Source organism: Pseudanabaena sp. CCNP1317, from assembly GCF_034931345.1.
Taxonomy (GTDB): domain Bacteria; phylum Cyanobacteriota; class Cyanobacteriia; order Pseudanabaenales; family Pseudanabaenaceae; genus Pseudanabaena; species Pseudanabaena galeata.
The window spans coordinates 1-14,489 of record NZ_JAYGIF010000008.1 but is presented as its reverse complement, the minus strand read 5'-3'; the positions used below and the strand labels follow the sequence as shown (position 1 = coordinate 14,489).

Genomic DNA, 14,489 nt, shown 5'->3' with positions numbered 1-14,489 from the left:
AACCTCAATGTTTTTTAAATGGCATTCCTATTTCATGCCCGCCGCCCCTGTAGAAATCATACGCTTAAACAGACCTTCAGTCCATCCAGTTTCCCTTAGAACTGCCTGTGAAGAAACTTCAACATAGGCTTGTTCAATAAACGCAAGATCGATCATGCATATTCTACCCAATGACTCCCGCAAGTCATCACTAAGCCCTGAAGACTTAAGTTGTTTGCCAACTTCATTAACAACAGTTGCCATCGCAGGAACAACGTGCTGTGGACCGATCCCGATCTGCACATGCACTAATCCAATCCGCCAACGACGCGCAGCATAGGCGCTTCCCCAATTATCCATACCTGTAAACATTTCCCCAAACCACTCAATGAAGGTCTCATTTAAGCGGTGCATTCTACCTTCCTTAGCATTAAGGATTTCATTCATTTCGGGATCGCGAGCAAGGTAGGCATAAAAGACTTCTGCCATTTGCAATGCGATCGAACTTCCCCATGCAGCATTTGTTTTAAGTATGGCTTTGTCAGAATCTGAGAAAGATATACGTTTCTCCATCGTTGTCATGAAAGCCTGAGGATCGAGTACCATAGATGATTCACTCTTTATGATAGTTAACTGAGAAGCTTTTGGTAGAGATGCTATCTAAACCTTAATTTATTGTTAATCAAAACAAGCGCGAAAACCTTTTTTGAGGTTCGCAGAATCATGAGGATTAATTATGATGCTTAACTTGCTCGTAGACTTCACCTAAATTAAGGTTTGTCATTTCCCCACCCCGAGATTAATTATCACTCTAATATGGTTACTTATAAAATAAATGCAACATAAGGTAATATAGCAATCCTAAATGGGTTGTGAGAGTTCGCCCCTTCGTGGCGCACTCTCACAACCCTCCAAATCTTACAAATCATTTAGGATCGCTATATTACAAATTTATACCAAAACATAAAATGGCGTAGCCAATTTATATTTTAAAGACCTTGCTATGGATAGTTTTTAATTCGCAAAAGTGTCGTTGTATTTTTGTTAACTAGTATATTATTTGCTAGGAAAGGAATATCTGTTTAATCTTAGTACAGGACAAAAACGATAACCTTTGTGGTCTTGCTGTTCACCAAATTGTTCGGGCAATAAAGTTTGGATTAATTCCTGTGCAGCTTTTATCGTTGCTGGTACTCGGCTAATCCAATCGATGCTGTTACCAAATTCCCTCAGATTTGCTTCACTATAGAAGGCTGCATCCATTACATACAATTCTGGTTGTTCTCCTTCCCATTCTGTCTGAAATGCTTGGATTACCTCTGGAAAAGCGCTTTGGTCTATTTTGTTCCCATCTGCAACATTCATGAATATCGGAATCTCTTCTTCTTCACTGGTCAGTAAATGCCATGTAAATTGCTTCAAGTCTGGGCGATGGTCTCGTGAGTACCCTTGCGTAATTGCGATCGCTATTGGTTCAGATGAGTCTTCTTCGACTAAATTTTCCTCTCCTGATTCCGTTGTTTGATACTTCCCATGCACTGACATACTTGTGCCGTCAAGATGTGTATTCTTCACGCTTACACCAAATCGTTTACACATCTCCGTCGCTATCTTCACAAATATTAGCGTGATCCCATATTCATATAATTGATCCATCACTCTCCCTAAGCGACTATCGTTCAAATATTCTGCTTTTACTCCTGTTCCGATTAGATGTTCTGTCGCTTTTCCTATAAAAAAGTCACTGAATAAATACAATGGAGCTGTCAAGAATCCCATGCAGTTCAAAATCATTGCTTTCACCACTTGCCCCGCACTTACTTTTTCTCGTGGATGGCTTCCAATCTTCTGCCATTTGCGGCGTGCGAAGCACGCCGCAAATGGCTATATCGAACTCACGTTAAATAAATTTAGATGCAATGCAAATGGTAGATTTTTAGGAAGATTATTATTTATGGCTTTTAAAATTGATTTATGATGTTCACACGAAGATATATTCCTAGTGGAGAGCCGTCAATTTTTCATAAATTTCACAGTATGTTTCGCAGTATACATTGTAACAATTTAACTTGACTTGATTATTTACTATGTAATATGGTAGCTGTATCTCTACCCATAAGCAAATTATGCTAATCAGTCAAAGACAGTTTTTAAAGCTTTAGTGCAAAGGGAATGAAATAGTCTAGAGTGTATTGCTCAACTGGTCTAAGACTTAAATATTTGGGAATTTTTTCTTATGAGTGATTATTCTAGGGAATATGATATTCAGATTTTAGGATTATCCAATCTGTTGCAACCTTCTACAAAACAAATAATTTATACACTTCATTCCCCGACATATTTACATTGCAAGTACTTGTCAATTTTATCCAGATATTTTGGAGAGTTTTTGCAGTTGTCAGATCTAGAGCTTCAGACTTTAATTTGGGGTGCTTATTTGCATGACATTGGCAAATGTTCTATCTCTTCAAATATTTTAGATAAACCATCTGGGCTATCGCATCATGAATGGGAATTTATGAAATTACATCCCACAATTGATAACGCAACCCTACTTTTCCCCAAAGAAGTTGAACCGATTATTCCCATTATTCAATGCCATCACGAACGTTGGGACGGTTCGGGCTATCCTAAAGGCTTATCCAAAAAAGACATTCCATATTTAGCAAGAGTTGTTCAACTTGTAGATATATATGATGCACTCACACATACTCGTAGTTATAAGAGAACTTTTAGTTCGGAAAAAGCCATCGAAATAATTCTAGAAGAAACAGTAAAAGGTTGGTATGAACCAATATTAGTAGAGCAATTTATTGAGTTTTTGAAGAAACAATCTGAAAAGTATCCACACACAATCACTCTGACATCTTTCTCGTATCTACACACAGCAAAGGTGGCATGATAGTTAGTCAAAGTGTTGTTTTGTTCAACTATGAAGAAAAAAGATCGAAAAATATCATCACTGACTAATTTACAAATTGCTTTTCAATTTATCCTTTTAATTGCGATCGCAACTTTAACGGTTTTTCCTTTGCTCTGGTTAGTAAGTACCGCTTTTAAATCACCTAGCGAAAATATTTTTCAGGCTACACCGCAACTCTTACCCGCCCAGCCTACTTTTGAGAATTTCCTTAAGGTCTGGAAAAATTCCCGCTTCGATCTTTATCTTTGGAATAGCTTTTTTGTTTCCAGCATCACCGTAATTTTAAATTTGCTATTCTGCTCCCTCGCAGCCTTTCCCCTTGCCAGACTAGATTTTAAAGGACGGGATTCTATATTTTGGGCGATCGTTGGTACAACCATGATTCCGTTTCAAATTACGATGATTCCCCTTTATATTCTGGCGGTGCAGCTAAACCTCAAAAACACTTATGCTGGTTTGATTTTCCCCTATGTAATTTCAGCTTTCGGCATATTTCTACTGCGTCAAGCCTTTCAAAGCGTTCCTAAGGAAATGGAAGAAGCAGCACGTATGGATGGTTGCTCTAGTTTAGGGATTTGGTGGCATGTGATGTTACCTGCGGCGCGTCCTGCTCTGACTACCCTCGCAGTATTCACCTTTGTGGCGATGTGGGGCGATTTTTTGTGGCCATTGGTGATCGTTGATAAGGCTGAGCTTTATACATTGCCGAGGGGGATTGCTAGTCTGGCAAGTGCCTTCTCTGAGGATTGGCGATTAATTGCCGCTGGTTCCGCGATTTCGATGCTTCCAGTATTTATTGTGTTTGTATTTCTACAACGCTACATCATTCCTACCGAAGCTAGTATTGGAGTCAAAGGATAAAGACGACGCAAAGCGTCGCTTTTACCCTCTGACTTGTTGCTCTTGCCATAGTTGTGAACTTAGGGTAGTTTATGATTCTTAAGACTAGGGTTTTAAATTTAATTTAGATTTAATATTTCTAGCCCATCTGCCCAAGTCCTGTTCAGTAACTTCAGCAAATTTAAGGGAAGCAATCCGTACATGAAAATGAGCATCTGTAAAACATTTCAAGGCTTTATTTTTCAAAACCTGATTTATTTGCTTCCGATCGCAATCTTGTCGCCAACCTTAGCGATCGCCTCCCCTGTGGCCGCTCAATCACAGACATCGCCTAGCGCATCAGCGATCGCCCAAAATATCATCTATGTAAATCCCCAAACAGGTAGCGATCGCCCCGATCAAGGAAGTAGTAATTCACCATTCAAAACAGTTACCTATGCGTTGAGTCGCGCTCAGGCTGGACAGATTATTCAGCTAGCCTATGGAACCTACAGCAGCGCTACGGGTGAGCAGTTCCCAATGCGACTACGCCCTAATGTGACATTGCGGGGTAATGAAGCCAATAAAGGCAAAGGCATCATAATTTTAGGCGGGGGAACCCTACGCACAGGATCAGGGTTTCCTCAAAATGTGGCGATCGCTCTTAGTGACGGTTCAGAATTGCGGGGTGTGACTGTCACCAATCCTAATCCTAGAGGTTATGGACTGTGGATTGAAAATGTGAGTCCTGCGATCGCCAATAATACTTTTATCGATAATCAGCAAGATGGCGGCTTGATTACGGGCAAATCAACGGCAATTATTTCTGCCAATCAGTTCTTTCGCAATGGAACTAGTGGCTTAGCGATCGAGGGTGAAGCCAGTCCAGATATTCGTGGCAACCTCTTTCAACAAACTACTTTTGGCATGAGTATTCGCCAAAATGCGGCTCCACAAATCACGGAAAATACCTTTACGCAAAATCAAAATGGACTCTTAATCCAATCTAACGCCAAGCCAATTTTGCGCGGCAATGCGATCGTCAATAATCGAGCCTATGGCGTAACCATTTCTGATACTGCTAAGCCAGATCTGGGTAAGTCTAACGATGATGGTAACAACACTTTTCAGGGAAATGGCACATTCGATTTGCAAAACGTCAGCCGTAATGCGGTTGCTGTGATTGGCAATCAATTGGACATTAAAAGAGTAAAGGGAAATTTGCAATTGTCGGGTGTGCGTCCGCCATCCAATCTATTTGCAAATAATCTTACTAGTCCTTCGACAAATACGACAACGGCAAATGTGGCGGTACGTAAGCCCTTACCAACTGCGCCCAAAAGCGATCGCTTTGCCAATATCAACCAACAACTAGAACAACAGATTGCAGCCAGTCAGCCCATGAATCTTGCGCCTCCCCTTGATAATCCACCCGCATTGTTTAGATCGACATCTTCTACCCCCAATCAAGGCATTCAAGCAAACAATCCTTTCTGGTATGAGCCTGTTACTTCTGTGATTGTCAGAATTACACCTAGAAGTTTTAACTCTCCGATACCTGCTAACCCTGAAATTACCACCAGTTTGCCCCCTGTGCGATCGCGTCCACCTAGTGGTGAACCTGTCAATCAACCAATTCTAATTGCGCCACTAGCAAATACCAGTTTTAGACCCCAAAACCAACCTCGATATCGAGTGGTTGTGCCTGTTTCTTCACCAAATGTCGTTGCTCAAGTACGTCAAATTGTGCCGAATTCCTTTGCTTCGCGGCTGAATGGCTATTTAGTAGTGCAGATTGGAGCCTATAGCGATCGCCGTATTGCTGAAGTCCAAGTGTCTCGCCTCGCGCAACAAGGCTTATCAGCAAGGATTGAGTCAATTAATCCATAGCTCAAAATAGAGGCGACATCAGCAATTCTCATTATGAAAATCGGTTTTTTGAAAGCCCGTCGTTGGCGGGCTTTCAAAAAACCAATTTTGGTGTTTCCAGCGCCTTCGGCGCTGGAAACACCAAAATTGGTTTCCTAATGAGAGTTGCTGAGGCGACACGAAGTGTCGCCTCTATTTTGGGGTTTTGCTATAAAATGCAGATGTCTAAATCTTTTTTGATAATTTTTCTATGACCTTAAACAAAGTTCATCTAGTTGGACGTGCAGGACGTGATCCTGAAGTTAAATATTTCGAGTCTGGCAAAGTAGTCTGCAACTTCACGATCGCAGTTAATCGCAATACCAGCAACCGTGATGATCCACCCGATTGGTTTGACTTAGAAATGTGGGACAAAACCGCTGAAGTTGCCAAAAATTTTGTTAAAAAAGGGAGCCTAATCGGTATATCAGGATCACTCAAATTTGATCGCTGGAACGATCGCACTACAGGTGACGAGCGGCAAAAACCTGTAATTCGTGTTGATCGTCTAGATCTACTTGGTTCTCGCAAAGATAATGAAGCAGCTAGCAATAGTAGCGGCAGCTATGACGACGATTTTTAATTTTAAAAGCCTTGCTTAGCAAGGCTTTTAAAATTTTCTATTCGGTTAAATACGGTTTTCCTACCCAAAACTCAGCGATCGCATCAGTAAGAATATATTTTAGATATTTTCATTAAAGATGTAGGTAACCGATTATGTTTAACCTTGGCGAGCTAAACTCCTCCAACAACCTTTTACTCGACTATCTCAAAAATCAATCGCCTGAAACTCTGGCAACTGTTGCTCAATCCGTCAGCCCTGAAGCGCAGCAAATCATCAACCAAAATATTCAAAACTTGCTAGGTATATTACCTCCACAGCACTTTAATGTCAGTATCACCACCGATCGCGAAAACTTAGCGGGCTTGATCGGCTCAGCGATGATGACAGGTTACTTTATCCGCCAAATGGAAACGAGAATGCAGCTAGACCATTCCTTGGATAAACTATAGCCCCCAAAAAGTTAAAGCTAGCGCTGTGCAACGCCCTAGCTTTTTATAGCTGCCAAAGCAAAACCAAAGAAGAGAATGGCGGCGCGTAGCGCCACCATTCTCTTCTTTGGTTTTATGTCCTCATATAAATAAAAAAGGGAGCGCTTAGCGCTCCCTTTTTTATTTGTGCTTATGACTGTGAAAACGAATACCCAAGAACACATCGTATAGAAAACCAGCTAGATCAGGCATTTTGAAAATCCCTAAGGTTTGTGGTGATCCATTGGCATCAAGCAAAGGCTTCATTTGATAATAAGCTTTCTCGTAGTAGTACCAAGGTACATTCGGCCAAAGATGGTGAATTAAGTGATAGTTTTGACCTAATAGCAAGATATTTAAAAATCTACCTGGATAAACTCTGGCATTCTTCCAACGCGATCGCTCAACAAAAGGACGATGCGGCAAATAGTCAAAAAACAAGCCTAACAAAAGTCCCATCACGGCTGCTGGCACAAACCAGAAATTCATCATATAGCCAAGAAAACCATAGTGATAACCAACAAATATGGTCGCGACCACAATTAAACGACTAATTGCCCATTCTAAAAGCTCGTAATTTCTCCATAGCCGACGTTGAAAAAAGAAAACTTCGTGATAGAAAAAGCGAGCTGCGATCAACCACAATGGTCCACCAGTTGAAACAAAGTGGTCGGGATCATCTTCTTCGTCGTTCACATGGGCATGGTGCTGCATGTGGACACGAGTAAATACAGGGAAAACAAAGCCTTGCAATATTGCGGCAATATGCCCGATCGCAGCATTGACAATGCGATTGGGGTGAGCAACGTTATGGCAAGCATCATGTATTACTGTTCCCAGTACATAAAGCGCCGAAAAATTACAAACAAATACGAGCCAGTGCGCCCAGCCCCATACCCAATACCCTGTTGTCGATGCAGTTGCCAAAACAATCGAACCCAGTAGCAGTAGTATCGTCGGATTAAATCCCTGTGCTGCACCCATCAGACCGATTGGAACAGTTAGGGCTTTGCCCTGCTGCTGCATTGTGTCACTCCTTACTCAAATTTCCTATCTTTTCTTTATAGCCAAATATACATTTGGGGATTGCCAGTTGCAAAAACCAAAGATATTTGATTGTTGCGTTTTATTACATTTTTTATTATCCCCTATGCTACCGATAATAGAGCGAGATTGCAACTTTGATTTTGCCGCGATCGGTTTTCGGAGTCCGAAGAAATTATAAAAACCTTATAGAACGAGCTTTTTATAATTTCTTCGGTGTTAAGAATGCTCACAGACCAAACCCAAGAAGATGAGTGGCGCCGCTTCGCGCCGCCACTCATCTTCTTGGGTTTTATGTCCTCATACACTTGGCGACAGCTATATTTACTGATGTTACGTAGAACGAAGATCGTCATCATGTTTCCATATCATCTTAAGAAACTATTTAAGAATTACTTTCTGGTATAAAAAAACTAAGAGCTCCCCCTCAATCCCCCTTAAAAAGGGGGAAGAAGATAATTCTCCCTTTTTAAGGGGGATTGAGGGGGAGCTAGACAGTTCTTAAATGGCCTCTAAAAGAGGATTTGGAGACCAAATCCCTACATATTTGTAAAGGTAGGGGCTTGGTCTCCAAGCCCCAATCTCAGCGTTCCACGTAACTACTTGGAATTGCTATACCTCACGAAAATATTCACAATATCTTCAATCTGAATTGGCTTAGTAATAAAGTCGTTCATCCCCGCATCTAGGCATAATTGACGATCTTCTGGCAAAGCATTAGCGGTCAAGGCCACAATCCATGGTTGTTGTTGGAAATCTTGGCGAATCTTTTTCGTAGCTGTAATTCCATCAACCTTAGGCATTTGTATATCCATAAAAATCAAGTCATAATTTTTTTGACCGAGAGCTTCTAGTACTTCTAAACCATTATTGGCAAGATTTGGACTATAGCCAAGGCTTTCTAGAAATAATTCAAGTATCCTTTGATTAACGAGATTGTCTTCAGCAATGAGGACTTGGAAACTAGCTGATGGAAGAGTTGGTTGAGCCAGAGGGGATAAATTTGGTTGAATGCTTTGGTTACTGGTTGCTGGACATGGGATACATATTGTAGGTAACGTTTCCAGAACTAGCGTAAAGTAGAACTTGGAACCTCGCATGTATATATCTTCAGAATTAAATATCCAATTAACAGGAGGGTTACCACCGATTCGACCATTGGTTTCTACCCAAATAGTGCCTCCCATTAACTCAACTAAACTTTTGCTAATTGCCAGCCCCAGTCCTGTGCCACCGTATTTGCGACTAATGGAAGAATCAGCTTGAGTAAAGGGCTGAAACAATAAATTTAGTTGCTCATATTCAATGCCAATCCCCGTATCTGTAACTATGAAAATTAATTCACATAACCTATTGGCATTGGCGCGATCGCCAGCAGATAAACGAGGTGCAACCGAGATTGAAATATTTCCCTGTAGCGTAAATTTAATGGCATTGCCTAAAAGATTGATTAAAATTTGACGAATTCGTACCGCATCACCCGATAGCTCTCTAGGGATATCAGGATTGATTGAATATTGAATGTTGAGGCTTTTATCGTTCGCTTGGTTGCTTAAAAGTTCGCAGACAGATTTAATAATATCTTCTAAAAACAAAGGTCGGCTTTCTATTTTCAACATTCCTGATTCAATTTTAGAAAAATCAAGAATGTCATTAATGATTGTTAACAGTGCATTACCGCTATCACGAATAATTTGCACATAATCTTTCTGATCTTCAGTTAAGTTAGTAGTTGCCAGTAGATCTGCCATTCCGATTACACCATTCATGGGAGTACGGATTTCATGGCTCATATTTGCTAAAAAAGCACTCTTTGCTGCATTTGACGCTTCCGCCATCTCTTTGGCATGAGCAAGAGCAATTTCCTTTAATTCTAGCGATCGCACCTGTGTGAACGCTTCCTCCAGCTTTTGCTGCTGTTCCTGTAAACTATCTACAAAAGTAAGTGTTTTATTAATAGTAATTTCTAAGTCTTCAAAATCAATCGGTTTAGTTACAAAGTCAAAAGCACCGTAATTCATCGCCATCCGAATATTCTGCATGTCTCCATAGGCTGAAACTACTACTGCTTTTAAATTTTGATCAAGTTCAGCCAATTTTGAAATTAAGGATAAACCATCCATTTCTGGCATTCTAATATCAGTTAGAACCATCGATATACAATTCGACTCTTTCAAGATTTCAATTGCTTCTAAACCATTTGACGCAAATATAAAATCTAGTTCTTTAGCTTGAATTCTTTTTCTAAATCTCTGTTTAAAAAGTCTTTGAATTTCAATTTCATCATCAACTACTAAAATCGATTTTACTTTGTTTTTCATAATTTAAAACTGCTCAGATTTTTCCGAAATCTAAAATTATTCTTTGGTTTAGCTATCTTAAGATTACTTATAGAATTGTATTGATCGGATTGTCTCACAACCTCAGCATAACAGGTTACACATGGGGGAAGGTGTCGCTATCTGAACAATTCAGATAAAACGGTATAGCCGTTTTGTATTTTGGTATATCATCATTAAATAACTTCCCGACCAAGAATTATTGAAGTGGCGCTTCGCATCACACCACTAATTCTTGGGTTTTAATGTCTATTTTTAGACTGGTAAGGTAGTAAATGACTAATAGATAGTCATTACTATTGCCTAGTGAATATTTTAGAAATTATATAAATCCTAAATGAATCATGAGAAGCTAAAGTACATAACAAGGGGGGGTAGCTTCTTGTTATGCTTACAAATAATTTAGCATTGCTCCATTTATAGAGCTTTTGTCATAGTAAATCTTTGGTCTTAAATTATAAAGCATCTCCTACTTATACACATACAAATAAACGGTTCCCCAAAACGCCCAATTACAGCAATACTGTTATTGCATTATTGAGAGTAGAAAATCAGCAATTGTCATTATGGAATCGATTTTCATAATGACAATTAATTACTGATAAAAAATATAGCGCTCCTAAATGAGTTGTAAGATTTTGAGTGTTGAGAGAGTGCGCCCCGAAGGGGCGCACTCTCTCAACCTATTTAGGATTGCTATAGTTGAATATACAATTACATATACTTATATGTTATTTTGCTAAGTTATACCAAAACACAAAGACTGGTTTTGGTTTTTAATTCACAAAAGTGTCGCGACACTTTTGTGAATTGTTATTATTAATAGCATATTAACTTGTTATGCCAATTCATTATGTTAAATAGACGGCATTTTACCAAGCTATCTTTGGGGGCATTGGGAATGTCAAGTTGTACCCCATCAAAGTATCTAAACAGTACTAATAGTCAGAAGTCCAATAAAGCTGATCTTGTAATTTGGTGGGAGCAGGGTTTTTTACCAGAAGAGAATGAACAGATCAATCTTCTAGTTCAATTATGGGAACAAAAGACTGGTAAGGATGTTGACTTAAAACTATTACCTGTTCCTTTGATTGATCAGCAGTTGACTAGCTTTATCGACCAACAAAATTTCGAGCAAATTCCTGATATTGTCTATTCTGTGGGAATCGATGCTAGCCTTGCACCCAAATTAGCTTGGCAAGATCGCCTAGTTGATTTGTCTGATGTAATTCATCCGATTGAAGACAGATATACTTCTATTGCGCTTGATCATGTCTTCTATCGCAATCAAGTGCAAAAAGAACGTAGTTACTACGCTATGCCATTGTGGCAATCGGATGACTATATTCACTATTGGGGAAATCTTATAGAAGAGATTGGATTCACGCAGCAGGATATTCCTAGAGAATGGGATCAGTTTTGGCAATTCTGGCGAACTGCTCAAACATTGTTGCGAGCTAAGAATCACCCTAAAATTTACGGTGTTGGTCTTTGTATGTCTGCCATTGGATTTGATACTTACACATCTCTAAAGATGTTTATGGATGCCTATGATGTCTCTGTGGTTAATGCTCAAGGACAACTCTTGCTATCGAGTCCTGAAAATCGTCAAAAGTTTATGGACGCATTAAGGGAGTTTACTAATTTTTATTTACAGGGATATGTGCCGCCTGCGGCCTCTCAGTGGTTAGGTGCGGGTAATAACAATAGTTTATTAAATGGCGAAATCTTAATGACTCAAAACCTAACACTATCAATTCCGCTTACTCAAAAGCTATCTCATCCTAGGTATGATCGTGATGCGATCGCCAGATATCGCCAGATCGTGACAATTAATCGACCCTTAAAAGTAGATGGTAGTGAATTATTGACCAGAAAAGGAATAAAGCAGGCAATCGTTCCTAAAAATGGGAGAGACCCTCAGCTTGCCAAGGAGTTTTTAAGCTTTTTAATTCGTAGAGATAACTTGATTCCTCTGTTAAAAAGTTTTAAAGGAAGAGTTTTTCCAGTCATGCCAGATCTGTTAGAAGATTCATTTTGGAATGACCCTAACGATCCCCACTTGTCATCAGCAATGCAAATTTTTCAACGTCCTAGCTTTGTGCCTTATGAGGTAATTCACTCAGCCTTTAGCGCAGTCCAAAACCAGCAACTTTGGGCAAAGACAGTTCTCAAAGTCATTCAAGACAAGGCTTCAATTGTAGAATCTACAGATTGGTTGATCTCTAAAATCCAAGATATTTGGCAATCTTGGGAGAAAACAGTATGAAAAGAATGAAATTATGGCTCAGTCGCAGTTTATTAAGGCAAATTGTCGGCTATTTTTCGGCATTGTCTGTGATTACTGTGATTACGGTGGCGATCGGTTCCTATTTTCATGCACGCAATTCTCTATCGGCAGAAGTCGTCGATCGCTTGACCGTGGCAAACCAGTTAAAATCCTATCAACTTACAAAGTGGGTAGATAACCAGTTACGCGATATTCTTCTGGTTAGTCAAGATTTCAAAATTAAAGAGACATTAAGCATACTTCTGACTTCCGAATCTTCTCAACCTACTTATCAACAAGCCTATGCTGAACTCAAACAATATATGGAACAGATTGGGAGAGTAAAACCAAACTTAAGGAATATCCGTATTACAAGAAATAGTGGTTTTGTGATCTTCTCCTCCTTAGACCCCAAACTAGAGGGAAGCTATCTGCCCTTGGGTGATCCTGCTACATACTTTACAGGCGATCGCTTAGATACAGTTGTTCCTAATTTTTATATTTCATCAAGTACCAAAAAAGTAGCAATGACAGTTAGCACCGCATTGTTCGATGAATTTAATACCAAAATGGGGGCGGTGACTGCTGATTTTAATCTGGATGACATTGATGCTTTAATTCGTGATAATACGGGGCTAGGTGAAACAGGTGAAACTTATTTGATTGGCAAAGCTGGTACGAAAGCCATTTTTATTGCGGGGGAACAAGCAAACGCCAACGATCGCCTTTGGGCAAATGGAGTATCTAGCGAAGGGATCAATCAAGCGATTAGACAACAAAATGTTTTTGGAGCTTACAATAACTACGCAGGTGTACCTGTGGTAGGCGTATATTGGTGGTTACCTTCACAAAATTTGGCACTGATCGCCGAAATTAGCCAAGAAAGAGCGTTAGCTCCAGCCAACCGCTTAGCTATAAATATTCTTGTCTTGGGGTTTCTCTCTTCAGGAGTATTGCTAGTTGCTATTTACTGGTTCTCTAGTCAAATCACACGTCCGATTGTAGCAATTAGTGAGGCAGCGGCTAGTTTAGCGGCTGGAGATCTCAATCAAGCTGCACCAATTATGACTATCGATGAAGTGGGCGTATTAGCGCAGACTTTTAATAAAATGGCAAAACAGTTAAAGTCTTCCTTTGAAGGTTTAGAACAAAAGGTAGAAGAAAGAACCAGCGAGTTAAAAATAGCTAAAGAGCTAGCAGATTCGGCAAACCATGCAAAAAGTGAATTTCTAGCCCATATGAGCCATGAGTTAAGAACGCCTTTAAACGGGATCTTAGGTTACACCCAAATTTTAAGGCGATCGCGAGCTTGGGGAGATAAGGAAAAGCGCGGAGTTGATATTATTCATCAATGTGGGTTTCATCTGTTAACGCTCATAGACGATGTTTTAGATCTTTCCAAAATTGAAGCTAATAAACTAGAACTTCATCCAAAATTTATTCATTTACCTTCATTTTTGCAAGGTGTAATTGAAATGTGTCGGGTCAGATCCGAGAGTAAGGGACTAGAGTTTTTGTATTTACCTGATCCGCATCTAGTGCCAGAAATTGAAGTTGATGATGTGCGTTTAAGACAAATTTTGATTAATTTATTGAGTAATGCGATCAAATTTACTGATCGCGGTTCAGTGGTTTTTAAGGTGCAGCAAATTGGGGGCAAAAGAGAGCCGATGGGAAAAGCCTTAGCTATCATCCGTTTCCAAATACAAGATACTGGAGTGGGAATTCCGTCTGACAAGCTAGAGACAATCTTTGAACCATTTTTACAAGTAGGCGATCGCCAGCGTCAGAGCGAAGGAACAGGATTAGGCTTAGCGATATGTCGGCGGATTGCGAATTTAATGAATAGCAATATCGAAGTCGAGAGCGTCATCGATCAGGGTAGTACTTTTACGTTGGAAATAGAGGTGGCGATCGCTTCAAAATACGATTTAGCGACTCCTATCAACATAGAGAAAACAGAACATTACTCAAGCGATCTCGAAACTCTAGCTGAAACCAATGGCAATGAGACTATCCAGATCCCTGATAAGATGGAACTTCAAAGACCTTAGTGGTGCAGAAAACTCAGGAGAGTCTCAAGATGAGACAATGGTAATACGAGCAAATTCGATACGAAAATCTAACTTTTCGCGTTTGGCAATAGAAGCACAGGCAGGTGGAGGATTAGTTCTAG

At 39.9% G+C, this 14,489-nt stretch carries 11 protein-coding genes; 7 read left to right on the top strand and 4 right to left on the bottom strand.

Annotation, left to right across the window (positions count from 1 at the left end; genetic code table 11):
• Positions 1-27: 27 nt before the first annotated feature.
• Together VB775_RS04575 and VB775_RS04570 are read right to left on the bottom strand one after the other, a co-directional pair.
• Positions 28-585 carry a protoglobin domain-containing protein gene (locus tag VB775_RS04575; protein WP_281009119.1) on the bottom strand — a complete coding sequence of 186 codons (558 nt, stop codon included), beginning with the start codon at positions 583-585 and terminating at the stop codon, positions 28-30.
• A 450-nt stretch (positions 586-1,035) separates the two neighbouring features.
• A complete protein-coding gene (locus tag VB775_RS04570; protein ID WP_281009395.1) occupies positions 1,036-1,824 on the bottom strand; it encodes an IS1634 family transposase in 789 nt (262 codons plus the stop codon).
• A 391-nt stretch (positions 1,825-2,215) separates the two neighbouring features.
• Here VB775_RS04570 and VB775_RS04565 point away from each other — a divergent pair, with 391 nt between their 5' ends.
• The 5 genes from VB775_RS04565 (at position 2,216) to VB775_RS04545 (ending at position 6,643) form a co-directional block, all read left to right on the top strand.
• Positions 2,216-2,881: an HD-GYP domain-containing protein gene (locus tag VB775_RS04565; protein WP_281009117.1), complete on the top strand. Its 666-nt coding sequence runs from the start codon at positions 2,216-2,218 to the stop codon at positions 2,879-2,881.
• A 30-nt stretch (positions 2,882-2,911) separates the two neighbouring features.
• Positions 2,912-3,763, top strand: coding sequence for a carbohydrate ABC transporter permease (locus VB775_RS04560; protein ID WP_281009116.1), 852 nt, complete (start codon positions 2,912-2,914; stop codon positions 3,761-3,763).
• 186 nt (positions 3,764-3,949) lie between these two features.
• Positions 3,950-5,611, top strand: coding sequence for a DUF1565 domain-containing protein (locus tag VB775_RS04555; RefSeq protein ID WP_281009115.1), 1,662 nt, complete (start codon positions 3,950-3,952; stop codon positions 5,609-5,611).
• A gap of 229 nt (positions 5,612-5,840) precedes the next feature.
• Positions 5,841-6,212, top strand: coding sequence for a single-stranded DNA-binding protein (locus VB775_RS04550; protein ID WP_281009114.1), 372 nt, complete (start codon positions 5,841-5,843; stop codon positions 6,210-6,212).
• Positions 6,213-6,346: 134 nt separating this feature from the next.
• Positions 6,347-6,643: a DUF760 domain-containing protein gene (locus tag VB775_RS04545; protein ID WP_190582199.1), complete on the top strand. Its 297-nt coding sequence runs from the start codon at positions 6,347-6,349 to the stop codon at positions 6,641-6,643.
• A 159-nt stretch (positions 6,644-6,802) separates the two neighbouring features.
• Here the strand turns inward: VB775_RS04545 and crtR are convergent, their stop codons facing one another.
• The gene (crtR, locus tag VB775_RS04540) at positions 6,803-7,687 is read right to left on the bottom strand and encodes a beta-carotene hydroxylase (RefSeq protein ID WP_281009113.1); all 885 of its coding nucleotides are present in this window, start codon (positions 7,685-7,687) and stop codon (positions 6,803-6,805) included.
• Positions 7,688-8,304: 617 nt separating this feature from the next.
• Positions 8,305-10,026, bottom strand: coding sequence for a response regulator (locus VB775_RS04535; RefSeq protein WP_281009112.1), 1,722 nt, complete (start codon positions 10,024-10,026; stop codon positions 8,305-8,307).
• A gap of 919 nt (positions 10,027-10,945) precedes the next feature.
• Between VB775_RS04535 and VB775_RS04530 the strand changes: the two genes are divergently transcribed.
• Together VB775_RS04530 and VB775_RS04525 are read left to right on the top strand one after the other, a co-directional pair.
• Positions 10,946-12,313, top strand: coding sequence for an ABC transporter substrate-binding protein (locus tag VB775_RS04530; RefSeq protein ID WP_281009111.1), 1,368 nt, complete (start codon positions 10,946-10,948; stop codon positions 12,311-12,313).
• On the top strand, positions 12,310-14,367 hold the full coding sequence (locus VB775_RS04525) for a sensor histidine kinase (RefSeq protein WP_281009110.1): 2,058 nt from the start codon (positions 12,310-12,312) through the stop codon (positions 14,365-14,367). The genes VB775_RS04530 and VB775_RS04525 overlap by 4 nt, the downstream gene beginning before the upstream one ends.
• Positions 14,368-14,489: the final 122 nt, after the last annotated feature.

What these genes read in the sequence shown, in the direction of transcription:
- VB775_RS04575 (WP_281009119.1), bottom strand. Translation starts at nt 585, where the DNA reads ATGGTACTCGATCCTCAGGCTTTCATGACAACGATGGAGAAACGTATA.
- VB775_RS04565 (WP_281009117.1), top strand. Translation starts at nt 2,216, where the DNA reads ATGAGTGATTATTCTAGGGAATATGATATTCAGATTTTAGGATTATCC.
- VB775_RS04560 (WP_281009116.1), top strand. Translation starts at nt 2,912, where the DNA reads ATGAAGAAAAAAGATCGAAAAATATCATCACTGACTAATTTACAAATT.
- VB775_RS04555 (WP_281009115.1), top strand. Translation starts at nt 3,950, where the DNA reads ATGAGCATCTGTAAAACATTTCAAGGCTTTATTTTTCAAAACCTGATT.
- VB775_RS04550 (WP_281009114.1), top strand. Translation starts at nt 5,841, where the DNA reads ATGACCTTAAACAAAGTTCATCTAGTTGGACGTGCAGGACGTGATCCT.
- VB775_RS04545 (WP_190582199.1), top strand. Translation starts at nt 6,347, where the DNA reads ATGTTTAACCTTGGCGAGCTAAACTCCTCCAACAACCTTTTACTCGAC.
- crtR (WP_281009113.1), bottom strand. Translation starts at nt 7,687, where the DNA reads ATGCAGCAGCAGGGCAAAGCCCTAACTGTTCCAATCGGTCTGATGGGT.
- VB775_RS04535 (WP_281009112.1), bottom strand. Translation starts at nt 10,026, where the DNA reads ATGAAAAACAAAGTAAAATCGATTTTAGTAGTTGATGATGAAATTGAA.
- VB775_RS04530 (WP_281009111.1), top strand. Translation starts at nt 10,946, where the DNA reads ATGTCAAGTTGTACCCCATCAAAGTATCTAAACAGTACTAATAGTCAG.
- VB775_RS04525 (WP_281009110.1), top strand. Translation starts at nt 12,310, where the DNA reads ATGAAAAGAATGAAATTATGGCTCAGTCGCAGTTTATTAAGGCAAATT.